The sequence below is a fragment of the Streptacidiphilus melanogenes genome, assembly GCF_000787835.1.
Lineage (GTDB): Bacteria > Actinomycetota > Actinomycetes > Streptomycetales > Streptomycetaceae > Streptacidiphilus > Streptacidiphilus melanogenes.
In genome coordinates, this window is sequence record NZ_BBPP01000076.1 from 1 (window position 1) to 20,556 (window position 20,556).

The 20,556-nt window shown below is 71.4% G+C and carries 16 protein-coding genes; 13 read left to right on the forward strand and 3 right to left on the reverse strand.

The window, feature by feature from the left end:
* The coding region (locus TR49_RS46195; RefSeq protein ID WP_042390680.1) for a hypothetical protein at window positions 1-210 on the reverse strand (210 nt) is incomplete at its 3' end.
* A gap of 369 nt (window positions 211-579) precedes the next feature.
* Between TR49_RS46195 and TR49_RS43390 the strand changes: the two genes are divergently transcribed.
* From TR49_RS43390 to TR49_RS38010, 11 genes are all read left to right on the forward strand, one after another.
* Window positions 580-762 carry a hypothetical protein gene (locus TR49_RS43390; protein WP_152627689.1) on the forward strand — a complete coding sequence of 61 codons (183 nt, stop codon included), beginning with the start codon at window positions 580-582 and terminating at the stop codon, window positions 760-762.
* Between the two features lie 85 nt (window positions 763-847).
* Entirely contained in the window at window positions 848-1,972 is a 1,125-nt protein-coding gene (gene carA, locus TR49_RS37965) for a glutamine-hydrolyzing carbamoyl-phosphate synthase small subunit (RefSeq protein WP_042390683.1), read from the forward strand.
* Window positions 1,972-5,310: a carbamoyl-phosphate synthase large subunit gene (gene carB / locus TR49_RS37970; protein WP_042390685.1), complete on the forward strand. Its 3,339-nt coding sequence runs from the start codon at window positions 1,972-1,974 to the stop codon at window positions 5,308-5,310. Before carA ends, carB begins: the two co-directional genes overlap by 1 nt.
* A gap of 32 nt (window positions 5,311-5,342) precedes the next feature.
* On the forward strand, window positions 5,343-6,344 hold the full coding sequence (sbnA, locus tag TR49_RS37975) for a 2,3-diaminopropionate biosynthesis protein SbnA (RefSeq protein ID WP_236653723.1): 1,002 nt from the start codon (window positions 5,343-5,345) through the stop codon (window positions 6,342-6,344).
* Window positions 6,331-7,338: a 2,3-diaminopropionate biosynthesis protein SbnB gene (gene sbnB / locus TR49_RS44280; RefSeq protein ID WP_042390687.1), complete on the forward strand. Its 1,008-nt coding sequence runs from the start codon at window positions 6,331-6,333 to the stop codon at window positions 7,336-7,338. The genes sbnA and sbnB overlap by 14 nt, the downstream gene beginning before the upstream one ends.
* Window positions 7,335-9,140, forward strand: coding sequence for an FAD/NAD(P)-binding protein (locus TR49_RS37985; protein WP_052434972.1), 1,806 nt, complete (start codon window positions 7,335-7,337; stop codon window positions 9,138-9,140). The genes sbnB and TR49_RS37985 overlap by 4 nt, the downstream gene beginning before the upstream one ends.
* A 5-nt stretch (window positions 9,141-9,145) precedes the next feature.
* A complete protein-coding gene (locus TR49_RS37990) occupies window positions 9,146-10,714 on the forward strand; it encodes a carbamoyltransferase C-terminal domain-containing protein (RefSeq protein WP_042390688.1) in 1,569 nt (522 codons plus the stop codon).
* 137 nt (window positions 10,715-10,851) lie between these two features.
* Window positions 10,852-14,025 carry a non-ribosomal peptide synthetase gene (locus TR49_RS37995; protein ID WP_042390690.1) on the forward strand — a complete coding sequence of 1,058 codons (3,174 nt, stop codon included), beginning with the start codon at window positions 10,852-10,854 and terminating at the stop codon, window positions 14,023-14,025.
* Window positions 14,018-14,857 carry a thioesterase domain-containing protein gene (locus TR49_RS38000; protein WP_042390692.1) on the forward strand — a complete coding sequence of 280 codons (840 nt, stop codon included), beginning with the start codon at window positions 14,018-14,020 and terminating at the stop codon, window positions 14,855-14,857. The genes TR49_RS37995 and TR49_RS38000 overlap by 8 nt, the downstream gene beginning before the upstream one ends.
* Window positions 14,844-16,148, forward strand: a complete 1,305-nt coding sequence (locus TR49_RS38005) for an MFS transporter (RefSeq protein WP_042390693.1) — start codon at window positions 14,844-14,846, stop codon at window positions 16,146-16,148. The genes TR49_RS38000 and TR49_RS38005 overlap by 14 nt, the downstream gene beginning before the upstream one ends.
* Window positions 16,149-16,244: 96 nt before the next feature.
* The gene (locus TR49_RS38010) at window positions 16,245-17,597 is read left to right on the forward strand and encodes a dipeptidase (RefSeq protein WP_084725828.1); all 1,353 of its coding nucleotides are present in this window, start codon (window positions 16,245-16,247) and stop codon (window positions 17,595-17,597) included.
* A 353-nt stretch (window positions 17,598-17,950) separates the two neighbouring features.
* Here the strand turns inward: TR49_RS38010 and TR49_RS38015 are convergent, their stop codons facing one another.
* Window positions 17,951-18,448 (reverse strand): hypothetical protein, encoded by a 498-nt coding sequence (locus TR49_RS38015; protein ID WP_052434973.1) that lies wholly within the window; start codon window positions 18,446-18,448, stop codon window positions 17,951-17,953.
* Between the two features lie 131 nt (window positions 18,449-18,579).
* Window positions 18,580-19,212 (reverse strand): phosphatase PAP2 family protein, encoded by a 633-nt coding sequence (locus TR49_RS38020; protein ID WP_042390696.1) that lies wholly within the window; start codon window positions 19,210-19,212, stop codon window positions 18,580-18,582.
* Between the two features lie 107 nt (window positions 19,213-19,319).
* On the opposite strand from TR49_RS38020, the gene TR49_RS38025 reads away from it, so the two are divergent.
* Both TR49_RS38025 and TR49_RS38030 read left to right on the forward strand, forming a co-directional pair.
* The gene (locus TR49_RS38025) at window positions 19,320-19,703 is read left to right on the forward strand and encodes a BlaI/MecI/CopY family transcriptional regulator (RefSeq protein ID WP_042390699.1); all 384 of its coding nucleotides are present in this window, start codon (window positions 19,320-19,322) and stop codon (window positions 19,701-19,703) included.
* 12 nt (window positions 19,704-19,715) lie between these two features.
* A partial coding sequence (locus tag TR49_RS38030) for a M48 family metalloprotease (protein ID WP_052434974.1) occupies window positions 19,716-20,556 on the forward strand: 841 nt, incomplete at its 3' end.

Below are 20,556 nucleotides of genomic sequence, written 5' to 3' on the forward strand. Positions count from 1 at the left end.
GGAATCGCTGAGCATTCTTCGCAACTCCTCGGCTCGCCCCAGGGAGAGGCCTGCGGCTCTTTTCAGTTCGTCCACGCTGTGCATGAGCTCTTCGAGCTGCTCGACCGCAGAGGCCACCAGCTGCATGGACAGTCCGGCCTTCGAGCCCTGGCCGCTCGGCACGCCCGCATCCCCCGATTCGGGCGCGTCCCCCGTCTCCCGGCCATTCATTGAGCCGCTCCCTCCCCAGTGCCGTGCCTTTCCGCGGGCGCGCGCGGGAGGCTCCAAGGAAGGCGCCCCCCAGCGGTACCTCACTCTCCGGCAACGCTGCCGACCGTGACAGTGTCACATATCGGAGCCTGGCCCTCACGCTTTGCAGGCAACCCCGCTTAGACTGACTTGGCGTCAGTTATGGCGCGTGCGGCCGTGTTGGCCGACGAAATGCGTTCGCTCGTCCGGACTGCACCGTTCTGGACCGCCGCATCGAGGCGTCTGCCCTCCACTCCTTGCAATGCAAGTTCCCGAGCCTTCTGGGCCCTGGCTCTCGATCGGGGCTCGACCGAGGATGGAGGAGTCGAGCAGTCAGCGAACAACTACAGGATGGGCACATTGACTACCAAGGCGCTCTCACCCGTACTGGTCACCCTGATCGGCGTGCTCTGTGCCCTCTCACTGCCGGCAGCCCGCTCCGCAGTCGCCGCCCATCACCCGGAAAGCAGCAGCTCGTACGCCCTTGCGCTGCCCGGTGACGTCGGCTGGGACGTCGCCCCGCCGACCCGGTAGCTCGCCCGACGGCTACTCCGCAGAATTCACTTCTGGTTCCACAGGCACCCGTATCCGGGCTGCCTGGATTTCCTTAGGAGAAGCTATGGGTGCGTCCACGCAGAATGCGGCACTGGTTCTGGAGGACGGGACTCTGTTCGTCGGCAGAGCATTCGGAGCGACCGGGGCATCCCTCGGTGAGGCCGTGTTCTGCACCGGCATGACGGGCTATCAGGAAACCCTGACCGACCCGTCCTACCACGGACAGATCGTGGTGCAGACCGCCTCGCACATCGGCAACACCGGTTGGACCGGCGAGGACGACGAGTCGTCCAGGATCCAGGTCGCCGGATACGTGCTCAGGGAGCTGTCCCGGCGCCCCTCCAACTGGCGCTCGCAGCGCTCGCTCGGCGAGGAGCTGGAGCGTCAGGGGATCGTCGGCGTCTCCGGGATCGACACCCGGGCGCTCACCCTGCACCTGCGCAACCGCGGGGCGATGCGCGCCGGGGTGTTCTCCGGTGACGCGCTCGCCGGCCGTGAGGAGATGACCGCCCGGGTGCTCGCCGCGCCGCCCATGGCCGGAGCCGCGCTCGCGGCCCGGGTCGGCACCGTGCAGCCCTATGTGGTGCCCGCCGTGGGGACCCGTCGGTTCCGCGTGGCGGTGCTCGACCTGGGGGTCAAGGGCAACTCGCTGCGGTTGCTGGCGGAGCGTGGCGCGGAGTGTCACGTGCTGCCCCCGACCAGCACCCTGGACCGGCTGCTGGAGGTCGAGCCAGACGGCGTGTTCCTGTCCAACGGCCCCGGCGACCCGTCCGCCATGGACGACGTGGTGCGCCTGGCCGGCGCGGTCCTCGAACGGCGGCTGCCGCTGTTCGGGATCTGCTTCGGCAACCAGATCCTCGGCAGGGCGCTCGGCCGCGAGACCTACAAGATGCGCTTCGGTCACCGCGGCATCAACGTCCCCGTGGTGGACGCCGCGACGGGCCGGGTGGCGATCACCGCCCACAACCACGGGTTCGCGGTGGCCGGGGAGCCGGGCGAGGAGTTCGACACCCCCTACGGCCGGGCCGCCGTCTCGCACCAATGTCCCAACGACGGTGCGGTAGAAGGTCTCCGCTGTCTGGACACCCCCGCCTTCTCGGTCCAGTACCACCCTGAGGCCGCCGCCGGACCCCACGACGCGGAGTCACTGTTCGACCAGTTCACCCGTCTGATGAGTGAGGACAGCTGATGCCACGCCGCGCGGACATCAACCATGTACTGGTGATCGGCTCCGGTCCGATCGTCATCGGTCAGGCCTGCGAGTTCGACTACTCCGGCACCCAGGCCTGCCGGGTGCTCCGGGAGGAGGGCATCAGGGTCAGCCTGGTCAACTCCAACCCGGCGACCATCATGACCGACCCCGAGTTCGCCGACGCCACGTATGTCGAGCCGCTCACACCGGAGTTCGTGGAGAAGGTGATCGCCCGGGAGCGCCCGGACGCGATCCTGGCCACGCTGGGCGGGCAGACCGCGCTCAACGTCGCGGTCGCCCTGCACGAGCGCAACGTGCTGGAGAAGTACGGCGTCGAGCTGATCGGCGCCGACATCCAGGCCATCGCCCGCGGCGAGGACCGCCAGCTGTTCAAGGACATCGTGGCCTCCGTCGGCGCGCAGACACCGCGCAGCGCCGTGTGCTCCTCGATGGACGAGGTGCGGGCCACCGTCGCCGAGCTCGGCCTGCCGGTGGTGATCCGCCCGTCCTACACCATGGGCGGCCTGGGCTCCGGGATGGCGCACACCCCCGAGGAGCTGGAGTCGCTGGCCGGGAACGGCCTGGAGCTGAGCCCGATGGGCGAGGTGCTCATCGAGGAGAGCGTGCTCGGCTGGAAGGAGTACGAGCTCGAGCTGATGCGCGACCGCAACGACAACGTCGTGGTGGTCTGCTCGATCGAGAACGTCGACCCGATGGGCGTGCACACCGGCGACTCGGTGACCGTCGCGCCGGCGATGACCCTGACCGACCGCGAGTACCAGCACATGCGCGACGTCGGCATCGCCGTGCTGCGGGCGGTCGGCGTGGACACCGGCGGCTGCAACATCCAGTTCGCGGTCAACCCGCGGACCGGCCAGCTCGTGGTGATCGAGATGAACCCGCGGGTGTCCCGCTCCTCCGCGCTGGCGTCCAAGGCCACCGGCTTCCCGATCGCCAAGATCGCCGCCAAGCTGGCGATCGGCTACACCCTGGACGAGATCCCCAACGACATCACCGGCGTCACCCCCGCCAGCTTCGAGCCGACGCTCGACTACGTGGTGGTCAAGGCCCCCCGGTTCGCCTTCGAGAAGTTTCCCGCCGCCGATCCCGTGCTGACCACCACCATGAAGTCGGTCGGCGAGGCGATGTCCATCGGCCGCACCTTCGGTGAGGCGCTGGGCAAGGCGATGCGGTCGCTGGAGAACACCGAGACCGGCTTCTGGACCACGCCGGACCCGGAGGGCGCGGATCTGGCCGCCACCCTGGAGGCGCTGCGCACCCCGCACGACGGCCGGCTCTACACCGTGGAGCGGGCGCTGCGGCTCGGCGCGGACGTCATGGACGTGCACGAGGCCAGCGGGATCGACCCGTGGTTCGTCGACCAGGTGCTGGCGATGGTGGAGATGCGCGAGGAGCTCGTCGCCGCCGCCCAGTTGGGTCGGGAGCCGGACGAGGAGCTGCTGCGCCGCGCCAAGCAGCAGGGGCTGTCGGATCGTCAGATCGCCGCGCTGCACCCGGACGCCGGGGGCGAGGGCCGGGGCGAGGACGGGGTGCGGGAGCTGCGGCACCGCCTGGGCGTCCGCCCGGTCTACAAGACGGTGGACACCTGCGCCGCCGAGTTCGCCGCGTCGACCCCGTACCACTACTCCGTCTACGAGTCCGACCCGGACGCCGAGTCCGAGGTAGTCCCCAGCGGCGAGCCGCGGCCCAAGGTGATGATCATCGGGTCCGGGCCGAACCGGATCGGCCAGGGCATCGAGTTCGACTACTCCTGCGTGCACGCCTCGCTCGCGCTGCGGGCGGCGGGCTACGAGACGGTGATGGTCAACTGCAACCCGGAGACCGTCTCCACCGACTACGACACCTCCGACCGGCTCTACTTCGAGCCGCTGACCTTCGAGGACATCCTGGAGGTCTACGAGGCCGAGTCCGCGCACGGCGAAGTGGTGGCCGTCGTCGTCCAGTTGGGCGGCCAGACGCCGCTTCGGCTGGCCCGGAGACTGGCCGACGCGGGCCTGCCCATCGCCGGCACCTCGCCGGAGGCGATCCACCTGGCCGAGGAGCGCGGCGCCTTCGCCGACATCCTGGCGGCCGCCGGGCTGATCGCCCCGCGCCACGGCATGGCCAGGACCGCGGCCGAGGCCGAGGAGATCGCCGAGCGGATCGGCTACCCGGTGCTGGTGCGTCCCTCCTACGTGCTGGGCGGACGCGGCATGGAGATCCTGCCGGGCCCGGAGGCGCTGGCCGACCACCTCTCCCGGGTCGCCGGCATCTCCGCGGAGCAGCCGCTGCTGGTCGACGAGTTCCTGGTGGGCGCGATCGAGATCGACGTCGACGCGCTCTGCGACGGGCACGAGGTCTACCTCGGCGGCGTGATGGAGCACATCGAGGAGGCCGGGATCCACTCCGGCGACTCCGCGTGCGCATTGCCTCCACTCACCCTGGGCCGCGGCGACATCGCCGCGGTGCGGGCCCAGACCGAGGCGATCGCCGCCGGGCTGGGCGTCCGCGGGCTGCTGAACATCCAGTTCGCGCTGAAGGACGAGACCTTCTACGTGCTGGAGGCCAACCCGCGGGCCAGCCGCACCGTTCCGTTCGTCTCCAAGGCCACGGCCGTGCCGCTGGCCAAGGCCGGGGCGCGGATCATGCTCGGCGCCACCATCGCCGAACTGCGCGCCGAGGGCCTGCTGCAGGCCGAGGGCGACGGCGGGGACGTGCGGCAGGGGACGCCGGTCGCGGTCAAGGAGGCCGTGCTGCCCTTCCACCGCTTCCGCGCCGCCGACAACACCGGCCAGGACAGCGTGCTGGGCCCGGAGATGAAGTCCACCGGTGAGGTCATGGGCATCGACAGCGGCTTCGACGCCGCCTTCGCCAAGGCCCAGACGGCGGCCGGGTTCCCCGTTCCGCTCGGCGGCCGGGTCTTCGTCTCGACCGCGGACGTCCACGTCGACCACGTGGTCCCCGCCCTGCGGACGCTGCGGGGCTTCGGCTTCGAGGTGACCGCCGAGGAGGGCAACGCGGCCACGCTGGAGCAGCGCGGCTTCGTCCCCGACGAGGTCGTCTCCGACCAGGACAAGGCCCACACGGAGCTCCTGCAGCGCATCGCCGAGCACGACTTCGCGCTGGTGGTCAGCCTCTCCGCGATCGGCGCGCCGCGCCCCGTGGAGCGTCTGGCCCGGACCTGCGCCGCCCAGCACTCGGTGCCCTACGTGACCACCGCGTCCGCGCTGCTGGCCGTCGTACGGGCGATCCGCGCGGCCGGCCGCACCGAGTTCGGGGTCGTCTCCCTGCAGGAGCTCCACGCCCGCCGCCGCCGCTCCAGCCGCAGCCGCTGAGGCTCCGAGACCACCGATTCCGAGGGATCACGTTGATAGCTGACAACGTCTACGACCTGATATTGGACGACATATTCGTCCGTGTCCCGGGGGTGGCGGGCCTCGACCGCTTCTTCATGAAGGTCGAGGGCTTCAACCCGGGCGGCTCCATCAAGATGAAGACGGCGCGCGGCCTGGTCAAGGCGGCCGAGAACGCTGTCAACGACCCGAGCGGGATCCGTCTCATCGAGTCGACCTCGGGGAACCTCGGCATCGCGCTCGCGGTGATCTGCGCGGCCAACGGCCACCACCTCACCTGTGTCACGGACCCCAACTCGAACGCCACCGCGGTCGCCATCATGCGGGCGCTGGGTGCGGACGTGGTGGTGGTCGACCAGCGCGACCCCAACGGCGGCTTCCTGGGCACCCGGATCTCCTACATCCAGCAGCGGCTCGCCGAGGACCCCTCGCTGCACTGGCTCAACCAGTACGCCAACCCGGGCAACCCGACCGCGCACGAGGAGGCCACCGCCCCCTCGGTGCTCAAGGAGTTCGGCAAGGTCGACTACCTGTTCCTCGGGGTCGGCACCGGCGGCACGCTGATGGGCTGCATCGACTACTTCCGTCGCCGCAGCCCGCGCACCCGGATCATCGCCGTCGACGCGGTCGGCTCGGTGAACTTCGAGAGCGAGCCCAGCGTCCGGCACATCCCCGGCCTCGGCACCAGCCAGCGCCCGCCGCTGCTGGACAGCAACTCGCCGGACAAGGTGGTGCTGATCCCCGAGTGGGAGACCGTCCGGGAGTGCCGCTGGCTGGCCCGTAACACCGGCCTGCTGGCAGGTGGTTCGACCGGCACGGTGCTGGCCGCCGTGCGCCGCGAGGCAGGGCAGATCCCGCCCGACGCCACCGTGGTCGCCATCGCCCCCGACCTGGGCGAGCGCTACCTCGGTTCCGTGTACGACGACGACTGGGTGATCGAGCGCGGCCTGGCCCAGGCCCTGGAGCCGGCCCAGACCGACCAGTCCCCCAAGGAGGACCTGCATGTTCTCGTTTGAGGTAGTCCCCGGCAAGGTCGTGAAGGACATCCTCGACACCTCGGCGAACCAGATCGTCGACCTGGTCGAGGACGCCTACCTGCGACACGACGCCGGGCTGACGGTGAACCCGGACAGCTACTTCCTGCGCTTCCCCGACAAGCCCGAGGCCAGGATCATCGCCCTGCCCGCCTCGATCGAGCTCGAGGAGCAGGAGCGGGCGGTCGGCATCAAGTGGATCTCCAGCTTCCCGGGCAACGTGGCCGAGGGCCTGCCCCGCGCCTCGGCGGTGCTGGTGCTCAACGACTACGCCACCGGCTACCCCAAGGCGCTGCTGGAGGCGGCCGGGATCAGCGCGGTGCGGACCGCCGCCTCGGCGGCCGTGGCCGCCCGGGCGTTCGCCCGCTACCTGCCGCCGAGCGGCGAGGTGGCCATCATCGGGGCCGGCGTCATCGCCCGCACCATCCTCCGTTACCTGGTCACCACCGGCTACCCGATCGAGTCGCTGGAGGTCTTCGACCTGCACGCGGACTCGGCGGCCAACCTCGCCCGGTTCGCCAACGAGGAGCTGGGCCTGAACGCCAAGGCCGTCGGCAGCCTCGAGCAGGCCCTGAAGGCCCAGACGCTGATCACCGCGACCACGGCCGGCACCCCGTACATCGGTCAGGGGCTGCGCCCGGGGCAGCTGGCGCTGAACATCTCGCTGCGGGACTTCCAGCCGCAGGTGATCCTCTCCGCGCAGAACTACTTCGACGACGTCGAGCACTGCATGAAGGCGAACACCTCCCCGCACCTGGCCGAACAGGCCACCGGGGGCCGGGACTTCGTCAGCGGGACGCTGGCCTCGGTGCTGCGCGGGATGACCCTGCCGCAGCCCAGCCGCGGTGTGGTCTTCTCGCCCTTCGGCCTGGGCGTGCTGGACCTGGCGCTGGGCGACCACGTTCTCGGCCGGGCCCGCGAGCTGGGCCTGACGCACGAGATCGCGGACTTCTTCGGCGAGACGAGCCGCTGGTGACTCAGCCCCTGCGGATCGCGGTCGTCGGCGTCGGGCCCCGTGGCCTGTCCGCGCTGGAGCGCGTGATCAGCCACACCGCCGCGGACCCGGACGGACCGCCCGTGGAACTGCTGCTGATCGAGCCCGGCGAACTCGGCATCGGGATCCACCAGGTCAAGCAGCCCGATTACCTGCTGCTGAACACCATCGCCTCGCAGCTCACCATCTTCTCCGACCCGGCGATGACGCCGGGCGCGCCGGTCACCCCCGGGCCGGGCTTCTTCGAGTGGTGCGGCACCACCCAGGGCGATGTGCGCTTCGACGAGTTCCTGCCGCGCCGACTGCTCGGCGAGTACCTCCAGTGGGCCGCCGGCGAGCTGACGGCGCGCGTGCCCGATAGGTTGAGCATCCGTCACATCCGGCTGGCGGCGGAGTCCGTGGTGCTGGAAGGCGAAGCCGAGGGCGGCGGCGCCGTGGTGACGCTGGCCGACGGCGAGCGGCACCGGGTCGACCTGGCGGTCGTCACCACCGGCCACGGGCTGGCGCAGCCCGCCCCGGCCGCGGAGGACGGCGTGATCTCCACGCCGTACCCGCTGCCCGACCAGGTGGACGCGATACCCGGCGGGGTCACCGTGGCCCTGCTGGGCACCGGCCTGACCGCGATGGACGTCATCGCCTCGCTCACCGTCGGCCGCGGCGGCGAGTTCGGCCCCGACGGCTACCGGCCCTCCGGCCGTGAGCCGAGGATCGTGCTGGCCAACCGCAACGGCTGGCTGCCCTGCGGCCGCCCGGCCACCACCACGGAGCGGCGCGCGGCTCCGGCGGCGCACCTGACCGCCGACGCCGTCGCCGAGCTGCGGGCCGGCACCGAGGACGGCCGGCTCGACTTCGCCCGCGACGTCGAACCGCTGGTGCTGCGGGAGGCGCTGGGCCGGATGGCCTCGGCCACCGAGGCCGAGACCGCCGTGGTGACGCGGATCCTCCGCTCTGCCGCGGACACCGCAGGCGCTGAGGCCGACCCGGCCGAAGCCGCGGACCAGGACGGCACGCTGGACAGCTACCGGCGCTACGTCGAGCTGCTGGTCGAGCGCGCCGAGGCGGACCTGCGCGAGGCCGAGGCCGGACTCGGCGTCAGTGCCGTCAAGGAGGGCCTGGAGGTGCTCCGGGACCACCGCGACGGTCTGCGCGCGGCGGTGGACCCGCCCGGTCTCACCGACGAGTCGCACGAGTACTTCATGCGGCGCTACACCGCGCTGGTGAACCGGGCGGTGATCGGCCCGCAGAAGGAGCGCATCCGCGAGGTCCTCGACCTGATCGAGGCCGGAGTGGTGCTCCCGGGCCCGGGACCGCGTCCGCGGCTGGAGCGGGACTCGGTGGGCTGGTGCCTCAGCTCCACCGAGCTGACCGTGCCGTACCGGATCTACGCCGACGTGGTGGTCCGGGCCAACCTGGAGTGGCCCGCCGCCGACTCCGACGCCGACCCGGTCGGCCGCTCGCTGCGCAAGTGGGCCGTCACCGGACCCGGCGGAAACCTGGTGCTGGACCGCGACGGCTTCCTCGCCCCCCTCGGGGGCGAGTCGGGCAACCGCAGCGTGGCGGTCTTCGGACCGCCCGCCGAGGGCGCCAGCTACTACAACCACTACGTGCCGTCTCCGGGCGTCTGGTCGCGCGCGCTGACCGACCTCGACCGGGCTCTCGCGCCCGTGTTCGGCCCCGGTGCCACCACCTCGCGTACGCCCGGGCCGACGGCCGGGCACGCCACTGACCGCGACCACGGGTCGCTGCAACCGAGCGCAGCCATCACAACCACGGAAGGCCAGTAACCACCATGTTGATCCTGGGATTCAAAGAGGGCCATGACGGCGGGATCGTCGCCATCGAGGACGGCAAGCTGCTGTTCGCCCTTGAGTCGGAGAAGGACAACTTCCCGCGCTATGACCGGCTGACCGCCGAGGTGATGACCCGCGCCGCTGGTCTCCTCGACCGGATTCCCGACGTGGTCGCGCTCAGCGGCTGGGTCAAGGGCTTCCACTCCGTGGAGCCGCCGTCCCGCGCCGGCTACTTCGGCGTCGGCGACGGTGCGATCCAGGACACGGCCGGCCGGTTCTACGGCAAGGACGTCCGGATCTTCTCCTCCACCCACGAGCGGTCGCACATCATGACCGCCTACGGCATGGCCCCGGCCGCCTCCGGCACCCCGCACTACTCGCTGGTGTGGGAGGGGAACATCGGCTCCTTCTACCGCATCGACGAGAAGGGCCACGTCACCCACCTCAAGCACGTCATGTCCGACCCGGGCAACAAGTACGCCTACCTGTTCTCGCTGGCGGACCCGAAGCACCCGGCCGGCAAGGGCTTCTTCAACTACAGCCACGCCGGCAAGCAGATGGCGCTGACCGCCTTCGCCGACGGCAAGCCGATCGGCAAGGCCGAGCAGGAGACGATCGACTTCATCCTCGCCCAGGAGGGCATCGTCCTCGGCGTCGACAAGGACGACCTGAAGTGGTCGCCGCTGCACAACGCCACCGTCGAGTCGCAGATCTACCGCAACGCGGCGCTGGCCCACTCCGACGCGATCTTCGGCCGCTTCTTCGACTACGCGGAGAAGAACCTCACCGAGGGCCTGCCGCTGCTCATCTCCGGCGGCTGCGGCCTGAACTGCAACTGGAACGCCCAGTTCCGCGAGAGCGGCCTGTTCTCCTCGGTGTTCGTGCCGCCGTGCCCGAACGACAGCGGCTCGGCGCTCGGCACCGCGATCGACGCCCAGTGGTTCCACACCGGCACCGCCTCCATCGAGTGGGACGTCTACGCCGGCGAGCACTTCGTGCAGGACATCGAGCCCGACCCGGCCAAGTACGAGGTCCGCCCGCTGGTCCACAGCGAGGTGGCCCGCTACCTGGAGCAGGGCAACATCATCGGCTGGGCCCGCGACCGCTACGAGATGGGCCCGCGCGCCCTCGGCAACCGCTCCATCCTGGCCGCGCCGTTCACCGAGGAGACCACCGTCCGCCTCAACACGATCAAGGGCCGCGAGGGCTACCGCCCGATCGCCCCGATCGCCCTCGAGGAGGACGCCGACAAGTGGTTCCACGGCTCGGTGCACGACCCGTACATGCTCTTCTTCAACCGGGTCACCACCGAGGAGCTCAAGGCCGTCACGCACTTCGACGGCTCCGCCCGCACCCAGACCGTCACCCACGAGCGCAACCCCGGCATCGCCGACCTGCTGGTGGCGTTCCGCGACATCACCGGCTTCAGCGTGCTGTGCAACACCTCGCTGAACAACAACGGCCGCGGCTTCCTCAACACCACGAGCGACCTGCTCGAGTACGGCGAGAAGCACGGCCTGGACGGATACGTCATCAACGACACCTTCGTCACCCCGCGGAAGTCGTGACCGAAGTCATCACCGACGCCCCGTCGCTCGGCTGATCAGCACGTGGTGCGACCGCTCGGCCCCCAGGGCCCCGGTCGCACCACGTGCCCAGCTGTCGTTCCCCCCTGAATCCGGATCACGAGTCAGAGAGTTCTCGCATGACCTCCACAGATGTAAGCACGCAGGCCCCGCTCTCCTTCGGCCAGGAACAGCTGTGGTTCCTCGACCAGTTGACCCCCGGCGTCACCGTCTACAACATCCTGCTGGCCTCCCGGCTCACCGGTCCGCTCCGCCTCGACCTGCTCCAGCGCAGCCTCACGCTGATCGTGGCCCGGCACGAGGCGCTCCGGGTGACCATCCACGCCGAGGACGGCACCCCCTACCAGCTCCTGGCGGAGCCGAGCGAGGTGGAGCTCGAGGTCGTGGACCGCACCGGTCTCGACGCGGAGGGGCAGCAGCAGGCGGTCGAGGAGTCGCTGCGAGAGCTCGCCAACAAGCCGTTCGACCTGGAGCAGGGCCCGCTGTACCGCTACCGCGTGGTCAAGCTGGCCGACGACAGCCACGTGTTCATGCAGAACCTGCACCACATCGTGACCGACGGCTGGTCCTCCGGCGTGGTCAACGCGGAGCTGGCGGAGGCCTACCGGTCGCTGCTGGCGGGCCGCGAGCCGGAGTTCGCCGACACGGGCTCCAACTACCTGGAGTTCGCCCGCGAGCAGCGCGAGCAGATGCAGGGCGAGACCCTGAAGGAGGAGCTGGACTTCTGGGCCGGGCGGCTCGAGAACCTGCCCACCCTGGAGTTCCCGACCGACCGTCCCCGCCCGGCCGTGCCGGCCCGCGGCGCCGACTCGGTGATCCGCCCCTACCCGTCCGAACTGCTGATCCAGGCACGCCAGTTGGCCAAGGACCACGGCGTCTCGCTGTACATGGTGCTGGCCGCGGCGCTGAACACCGTGCTGTGCCGCTACACCGGCCAGGAGGACATCCCCATCGGCGTGCCGATGCTCAGCCGGATGGACGAGGAGCTGGAGCAGGTCGTCGGCCTCTTCGTCAACATGGTCGTGCTGCGTTCGGACGTCTCGGGTGACCCGACCTTCGCGGAGCTGCTGGAGCGCACCCTCGACGCCAACCTGGACCTCTACGAGCACCAGGAGGTCCCGTTCCACCTGATCGTCGACCGGATCCAGCCGCAGCGCGTCACCGGCCGCAACCCGCTCTTCCAGATCTCGATGCAGCTGCTGGGCGCGGCCAACTCCGGTGGCAGCGTCGACTTCGAGGGCACCACGGCGGAGCCGGTCAGCCTGGCCTCCACCGGTTCGCGCTTCGACATGGCGATCGACTTCGTCGAGGACGGCGACACGCTGAAGGCGTTCGTCGAGTACTCCAAGGACCTCTTCGACGAGTGGCGCATCCAGGGGCTGCTGAGCCACGTGGAGACGGTGCTGGCCGCCGCGGTCAAGGACAGCTCGCTCAAGGTCTCGCAGCTGCCGTTGCTGCCCGACGCCGAGCGGGAGGAGCTGCTCGCGGTCGGCAAGGGCGAGACCGCCGAGTACTCCGAGGACGCGCTGCACGTCGGCCTGGCCAAGATCGCCGCGAACACGCCGGACGCGGTCGCGGTGGTCTGCCGCGGCGTCGAGCTGACCTACGGCGAGCTGGACCGCCGCGCCGACAAGCTGGCCAGGCACCTGCGCTCGCTGGGCCTGGAGCACGGTCAGGTGGTCGCCACGGTGATCGACCGCGACCTGGACGCCTACGTCGCCATGGCCGGCATCCTCAAGGCCGGCGGCGCCTTCGCGATGATGGACCCGAAGCTCCCCGCGGCCCGTCTCGACTACATGATCCGCGACACCGGCGCGCCGGTGGTGCTGACCCGCTCCCCGCTGGCCGGCGCGCTGCCGGAGTCCTCCGGCTGGGCGCTGGTGCAGATCGACACCGACTGGGCGGAGATCGAGAAGCACGACTCCGAGAAGCCGCTGGAGGAGTGGGCCGACCGCGAGTCGCTGGCCTACATCCTCTACACCTCGGGTTCCACCGGCACCCCCAAGGGCGTCATGATCGCCCACCGGGCGGTCTCCTTCTTCTGCGAGTCCTACCGCCGTCGCTTCGACTTCGGCCCGCAGGACCGGCTGCTCCAGCTGCCCGCGCTCAACTTCGACATGTCGCAGGGCGAGATCTGGACCGCGTTCCTGGTCGGCGGAACCGTGGTGGCCGTGTCGCCCGAGGACGCCCAGTCCCCGGAGGCGCTGACCGCGCTGCTGCGCGACCAGCGGGTCACCTACGCCGGGCTGCCCCCGGCGATGCAGTCGGTCATGGAGCCCGAGCCCTACCCGGACCTCAAGTACGTCATGGGCGGCGCCGAGGTGCTCCCGCCCGAGCTGGTCAACAAGTGGAACCTGCCGGGCCGCCGCTACCTGAACCTGTACGGCCCGACCGAGTGCGCCATCGGCCAGACCGACTACGAGGTCGAGCAGAAGGTGTGGACGACCCCGCCGCCCATCGGCCGGCCGCAGCTCAACCGCCAGGTCTACGTCGTCGACCAGTGGAACAACCTGGTGCCCAAGGGCGTCCACGGCGAGCTGCTGATCGGCGGCGCCGAGGGCGGTCTGGCGCGCGGTTACCTCAACCAGCCGGAGATGACGGCGGAGAAGTTCATCACCGACCCGTTCGACCCGAGCAGCAAGGTCTACCGCAGCGGCGACCTGGTGCGCTGGAGCGAGGACGGCCAGATCGAGTTCCTCGGCCGGATCGACAACCAGGTCAAGCTGCGCGGCCTGCGGATCGAGCTGGGCGAGATCGAGATCGCGCTGCAGTCGCACCCGAAGGTGCTGCGCGCCGTGGTGCTGATGCGCCCCGACCGCCGCGGTGAGAACCGCCTGGTGGGCTACTTCACCTCGGTGGACGAGCAGCCGGGCACCGACGAGCTGCGCAGCCACCTGGCCGAGTCGCTGCCCGACTACATGGTGCCGACCGCCTGGGTGGCGCTGGACGCCTTCCCGATGAACAACGACGGCTGGAAGATCAACCGCAAGGCGCTGCCGGAGCCGGTCGAGAGCGGCGACGGCCGCGAGTACCTCGCCCCGTCGACGCCCACCGAGACCGAGATCGCGCAGATCTTCGCCGAGGTGCTGGGCCTGCCCCGGGTCGGCGCGGACGACAGCTTCTTCGACATCGGCGGCAACTCGCTGCAGGCGCTGCGCGCGGTCAGCCGGATCAACAAGTCCTTCAAGATCCGGATCAGCGTCCGCCTGCTCTACGGCAACGCCGCGCTGAACTCGATCTCCAAGGTCGTCGACGAGCTGGTCGCCGCCAAGGAGGCGAAGGCCCGTGGCTGACCTCGACCTCGACCGGCTGGTCCCGCTGCACCCCGAGGGGAGCAGGGTCCCGCTCTTCTGTGTCCACGCCGTCTCCGGGTCGGCGTACTCCTACGCCGGACTGACCCGGCTGCTCGGCGACGACCAGCCCGTGTACGGGTTCGAGGCCCCCGGCTTCGACAACGACCGCGAGCCGGTGACCGTGCTCAAGGACCTGGCGGCCGAGTACGTCGACATCCTGCGGGCCTTCCGGCCCGAGGGCGAGTACCGGCTACTGGGCTGGTCGCTGGGCGGCCTGCTCTCCTACGAGATGGCCAAGCTGCTGACCGCGGCGGGCTGCCGGGTGTCGGTGCTGACGATGGTGGACTCCGGTCTGCCGTCGCCGCAGCCGCTGCCGCCCGAGCGGGACATCCTGATCCGCTACATCAGGGACATGATGGGCCTGTCCGACCAGACCCCGGCCGAGCTGCTGAAGCTGTTCGCCGGGTGGCCCGAGGACGTCGAGGCGGAGTTCGTCTTCGCTGCCGTCGAGGAGTCCGGGCTGCTGCCGGAGGAGTTCGACGCGGAGCTGCTCGCCGAGCAGTACGCGGTGTTCCGGGCGCACCTGGCGGGCTTCTACTCCATCGAGATCGCCGGCGTGCACGACGGTCCGGCGGTGCACATCATCGCCGGGGAGTCGCCCGCCGACGAGATGCGCTGGCAGCGCGTGCTGCCGCAGCTCAAGGAGTACACCGTCCCCGGCACCCACCACTCGGTCTGGAACGGGGACTCCCTGGTCGCGCTGACCCGCATCGTCCAGGACACCCTGGACGCCGCGGATCGCCAGGACGGGAGGGCGAATGTCGGTCACTGAACCGCAGACCGACGAGGTCGCCGAGGCGCCGCTGCCGAGCCTGTGGCACCACGCGGACTTCCTCAAGTTCTGGGGCGGCGAGACGCTTTCGCTGCTCGGTACCCAGGTCACCAACCTGGCGCTGCCGCTGACCGCGATCATCGCGTTCAAGGCCAGCAACGACGAGGTGGGCGTGCTGCGCTTCCTGCAGCTCGCCCCCTACATCGGCCTGGCCCTGCTGTTCGGGGTCTGGGTCGACCGGGTCCGCCGCCGCACCGTCATGCTGGTGACCAACCTGGTGCGGATGGTGCTGATCGGGCTGGTCCCGGTGCTGCACTGGACGCACGCGCTCACCATGCCGGTGCTGCTGGTCCTCGCCTGCGCCATCGGTGTCGCCTCGGTGCTGTACGACGTGAGCTGGATGCCGTTCGTCCCCACCCTGGTGAAGGACCCACGGCACTTCGTCGAGGCCAACGCCAAGATGGGGATCAGCTCCTCGATCTCCGACGTCGCCGGGCCCGGCCTCGCCGGCGCCCTGGTGGCGGCGCTGACCGCGCCGGTGGCGATGGTCGTGGACTCGGTCTCCTACCTGGTCTCGGTCGGCTCCCTGCTGCTCGTCCGGGTGGACGAGCCGCGCCCGGAGAAGACCGTGCGACGGGACGTGAAGGCGGAGATCAAGGCCGGACTGAGCTGGGTCTTCCGTAACCCGATCCTGCGCTGGCTGGCGTTCGTCGGGTTCTGCTGCAACTTCTCGATGATCACCGTGTGGACCATGTTCCTGCTCTACGGGACGCACGACCTGAAGCTGAGCTCGGCCACGCTGGGCCTGATCTTCTCGGTGGCGTCGATCGGCGGACTCATCGGCGCGACGATCTCCCGCAAGATGATCGCCCGCTTCCCGCTGGGACCGCTGTACTTCGTCTGCCAGTCGCTGCTGCTGCTCGGTCCGACCGTGATCGTGGTGGCGGGTGGGCCCAAGCCGGCCGTGGTGGCGCTGATGATCGTGTCGTTCTTCACCACCTACGCCGGTCTCGGCGTGGCCAACGTGATCATCGTCAGCGTGCGGCAGACCACCACACCGCAGTCGATGATGAGCCGGATGACCGCCTGCTTCCGGATGCTGCTCTTCGGTGGCGGGGCGCTGGGCGGTCTGACGGCGGGTCTGCTGTCCGGGGCCATCGGGAACAAGCACGCGCTGGAGGTCGCCGCGGCCTTCTCCGCCGCGGTGATCATCGCGCTGGCGCTCTCCCCGGTCACCCGGCTGCGCGAACTGCCGCCGCCGGCGGAGGAGCCCGCCGTCGCGACGGCCTGACGAGGTACGTACGAAGGTCCGGCACTGCGGCGCGGCGCTCGCTTATGAGCCGCGTCCCGGTGCCGGACCTTTTCCCACCCGAGGAAAGGACCGCCCGTGCGTGAACAACTGGCCGCTGCGATCGACCGGTTGATGGACCGTGCCAGGAACGACCTGGCCGAGCTGGTCGCGATCCCCTCGGTCGCCGACCCCCGGCAGTACCCGGAGCAGGAGTGCCGCAGGGCCGCCGAGTGGGTCCGTGACGCCTTCGCCGAACTGGGCTTCACCGGACTGCGGCTGGCCGAGACCAGCGACGGCAGCCTCGCCGTCCTGGGCGAGCGCCCCGGGCCCGAGGGCGCGCCCACGGTCCTGCTCTACTCCCACCACGACGTCCAGCCGCCGCTGGACGAGGCGGCGTGGACCTCCCCGCCGTTCACCCTGACCGAGCGCGACGGCCGCTGGTACGGCCGGGGCGCGGCCGACTGCAAGGGAAACATCGTCGCTCACCTCACCGCCCTGCGGGCGCTGCGGGAACTGGGCGAGGAGCCGCCGGTCGGTCTGAAGCTCGTGGTCGAGGGCTCGGAGGAGCAGGGCACCGGCGGCCTGGAGGACTACGTCCGCAGCCACCCCGAGGAGCTGCGCGCCGACGCCGTGCTGGTGTGCGACGCCGGCAACGCGGCGGCGGGCGTGCCCACGGCCACGGTCAGCCTGCGCGGGGTCGTCGAGGTCACCGTGCGGGTCGCGGCGCTGGCCTCCGAGGTCCACTCGGGCCAGTTCGGCGGGGCCGCGCCGGACGCGCTCTTCGCGCTGGTCCGGATGCTGGCGACGCTGCGCGACGACAAGGGCGCGACCACCGTCGACGGTCTGCCGGGCGACGGCCTGTGGACCGGACTCGCCTACCCGCCCGAGCGGTTCCGCGCGGACGCGCGGCTGCTCGACGGCGTCGAGGTGCTGGGCGGCGAGGGCGAGATCGCCGACCGGGTGTGGGCCCGTCCCGCCCTCACCGTGCTGGGCCTCGACTGCCCTCCGGTGGTCGGCTCGGCCGCGGCCGTCCAGCCGCACGCCGCCGCCCGCCTCAGTCTGCGCGTCCCGCCGGGCACCGACCCGGCCGCCGCGCAGGACGCGCTGGTCGCGCACCTGGAGCGGGTCGCGCCCTGGGGCGTGCGGCTGGAGATCGAGCGCGGCCCTGTCGGCGCGCCCTTCCGCGCCGCGACCGACGGCCCCGCGTACGCCGCGCTGGGCGCGGCGATGCGTGACGCCTTCGGCCGCGACATGGCGTTGCAGGGCCTCGGCGGATCCATCCCGCTGTGCAGCGCGCTGGCCGAGCTCTACCCGCGGGCCGAGATCGTGCTGATGGGCGTGGCCGAACCGCAGTGCCTGATCCACGCGCCCAACGAGAGCGTGGACCCGGAGGAGATCGCCGGCATCGCCCTCACCGAGGCCCTCTTCCTGGCCCGCTACCGCGGCTGACCGCCGCGGCGAAAGGCCGGGTGCGTTCCGGCCCGGGCGCGGCTCAGGCGGGGAGCGCCCTGGATCGGGGCAGCACGGGCCGGTGCGGACCGGCCGAGCCGGCCGCGGGCGGGGCGCTGGGGGGCAGGGCGGATGGCCTCCCGCCCGGCGGGCCGCAGGCCTCGGCTCAGGCGGGGAGCGCCCTGGATTGGGGCAGCACGGGCCGGTGCGGACCGGCCGAGCCGACCGCGGGCGCGGCGCTGGGGGGCAGGGCGGATGGCCTCCCGCCCGAAGGTCCGGGCCCTGCGACGGCCGTCCGGCGCGCCCCGGCCGCCGTGCCCCCAGCGGGGGCCGGCGGCCGGGGATTCAGCTGGTCAGAAGAAGTCGCCGTTGTTGCCGTCGAAGTCGCCGCCGCCGAAATCGTCACCGCCGAAGCCGCCGCCGCCGCCGAAGTCGCGGCGCTCCTCGTACTCGCGGCCCTCCTCGAAGGCCTCGCGCTCGCGGCGGTCGTCGTCGCCGTCGTTCAGCATCTCGCCGATCAGCGCGCCGCCGATCAGGCCTGCGACGCCCGCGCCGACGACGGCGCCGGTGCTGTGGCCCTGGCGGGGCTGCTGCGGGTACCCGGCCTGCGGGTAGCCCTGCTGGTAGCCGCCCTGCTGGGGGTACCCCTGCTGCGGGTAGCCGCCCTGGACGTAGCCGCCCTGCTGCGGGTAACCGGCGGCCTGCGGCGGCGTGTAGAACGGCGGGGGCGTGGTCTCGATGCGCTGGGCGCACTGCTGGCACGTCTGCACCGGGCGCGGGACACCCCACTGCGGCTGCCAGACCACGTTGACCGAGCCGTAGCCGTGCGAGGGGTCGAAGAAGCAGGTCACCAAATACTCCCAAGGCCGAACGTTGCACGCCGGTCCGTCAGGAACCGCTAGGAACCGGCTGTGGGGGATACGTGCGACACCCCTGCCATGGTTCCCCGCCCCGGCTTGCCGGGTCGATTCCCGGCCACGCCTCAGCGGGCGTGCGCGCCGGAGGGCCGGCGGGTCAGCAGGGGTTCCAGCGCGCCGGTGCGCAGCCGCGCCACGACCGGTTGCGCGTAGCGCCCCAGCACCGCGCTGATCAGGTACGCCACCGGCAGCGCCAGCACCGCCGCGCCGAGCACGTCGTGGGGGTAGTGCGCGCCGAGGTAGACACGGCTGAAGCCCTCCAGCACCGCGAAGCCCGTCGCGATCCAGGCCAGCTGCCGGTCCAGCAGCCACAGCGCCGCCACCGTGGCCGCGGCCGTCGTGGTGTGGCCGCTCGGGAAGGCGTAGTCGGTGCGGACCGGGCAGGCTTCGACGATGTAGGCGTGCGGCATCGAGTAGCACGGCCGGATCTCGGCGACGAGCTTCTTGGCGACCTCGGCCACGGCGAAAGCGCCGACCACGGCGACGGGCGCGGCCAGCGCCAGCGTCATCGCCGCGGTGTCGCGGCGGCGGGCGCGCAGGAAGCCGACCACCATCAGTACCGCGAAGACCACCAGGCCGGCGTTGGTCCACAGGTCCATCGGGGTGTTCAGCCACCGGGTGTCGCGGGCGAGGCCGGTGATGGTGCTGAAGAGGCCGCCGTCGATGCCGGAGCCGTCGAAGGCCAGGTACTGGTGCATGAAGCGGGATCTCTCGTGTTCGTGGTGGAGGTGGCGCGGGCCGTGGCAGACTCGGGCTGCACGAAGTTCTACAGGACCGTAGCAGGTGAAGGGAAGATGGCCGGAAGATGAACGAGAGGCGGCAGATGGGCGCGCTGGAGGCGGAGGTCCTGGAACTGCTCCAGTCCGCCGCGCCCGAGGCGCTCACCCCGGGCCACGTGCTGGAGCGCCTCGACGGCGCGCTCGCCTACAGCACCGTGGTCACCGTGCTGACCCGGATGCACGACAAGGGTCTGCTCGGCCGCGTCAAGCAGGGCCGCGCCTTCGCCTACAGCCCCGTCGCCGACCGCCACGGCATGACGGCCCGTCGGATGCGCCAGGCCCTTGACGCCGACCCGGACCGGCACGCTGTGCTCGCCCGCTTCGTCGACGACCTCTCCCTCGGCGACGAGGAGATCCTGCGCGGTCTGCTCGGCGGCGCGCTGCCCACCCGCCCGCCGGGCGCGGACTGAGAGGCGGCGGCCGTGTCCCACCTCGCACATCTCCTCACGCACCTCGCGCTCAGCCTCGACGCGCTGCACCTCTTCTTCTACCTGCCGCTGCTCCTGCCCGGTCTGCTGGGCCTGGCCGCGCCCCGGCTCGCCGACCGGCTGGAACCGCGCGTCGCCACCTGGCTGCTGGCAGGCTCGGCGGTCGTCCTCGCGGGCGGCAGCACCGTCGCGCTCGGCGTGCTGGTCCTGGCGGGGCTCATCCGGGTGCCGCTGCTCGCCTTCCTCGGCCACTGGTCGCTCAGCTCCGTCCAGCAGGCCGACCCGGTCTCCAAGGCCGAGGCGGCGCTGGCCGCCGTGGTGCTGGTCGTCGTCGCGGTGGCCGCCCTGCGGCTGGTCCGGCGCCGGCTGCGGGCGCTGGTCGCGGCGGGCTTCGAGGCGGCCTGCCTGCCCGGAGCGGGGGAGTACGTCGTCATCGACGACCCCGCCCCCGAGGCGTACGCCCTACCCGGCCATCCGGGCCGCCCCGGCCGGATCGTCGTCTCCTCCGGCATGCTCGCCGCCCTCGACGAGGGGGAGTGCGAGGTGCTGATCGCCCACGAGCGCACCCATCTGCGCGCGCACCACTACGCCTTCGTGGCCGTCGCGCACCTGGCCGCCGCCGCGAACCCGCTGCTGCGGCCGGTCGGCACGGCCGTCGCGTACACCGTCGAGCGCTGGGCGGACGAGACTGCGGCCTCCGTCTGCGGCGACCGGCAGCGGGCCGCGCGCGCCGTCGGCAAGGCCGCGCTGGCGGCCAAGCACGCGCCCGCGCGCAACCCCGCGACCGCGCTCGGCATCCGCGGCCTGCGCCGCGGCGCACTCCACGGCGCGGGCC

Bases quoted from the DNA above. Each gene is read 5' to 3' on its own strand.
- TR49_RS37995 (WP_042390690.1), top strand. From the start codon at position 10,852: ATGACCTCCACAGATGTAAGCACGCAGGCCCCGCTCTCCTTCGGCCAG.
- sbnB (WP_042390687.1), top strand. From the start codon at position 6,331: ATGTTCTCGTTTGAGGTAGTCCCCGGCAAGGTCGTGAAGGACATCCTC.
- TR49_RS38025 (WP_042390699.1), top strand. From the start codon at position 19,320: ATGAACGAGAGGCGGCAGATGGGCGCGCTGGAGGCGGAGGTCCTGGAA.
- carA (WP_042390683.1), top strand. From the start codon at position 848: ATGGGTGCGTCCACGCAGAATGCGGCACTGGTTCTGGAGGACGGGACT.
- TR49_RS37990 (WP_042390688.1), top strand. From the start codon at position 9,146: ATGTTGATCCTGGGATTCAAAGAGGGCCATGACGGCGGGATCGTCGCC.
- TR49_RS38020 (WP_042390696.1), bottom strand. From the start codon at position 19,212: ATGCACCAGTACCTGGCCTTCGACGGCTCCGGCATCGACGGCGGCCTC.
- carB (WP_042390685.1), top strand. From the start codon at position 1,972: ATGCCACGCCGCGCGGACATCAACCATGTACTGGTGATCGGCTCCGGT.
- TR49_RS43390 (WP_152627689.1), top strand. From the start codon at position 580: ATGGGCACATTGACTACCAAGGCGCTCTCACCCGTACTGGTCACCCTG.
- TR49_RS38005 (WP_042390693.1), top strand. From the start codon at position 14,844: ATGTCGGTCACTGAACCGCAGACCGACGAGGTCGCCGAGGCGCCGCTG.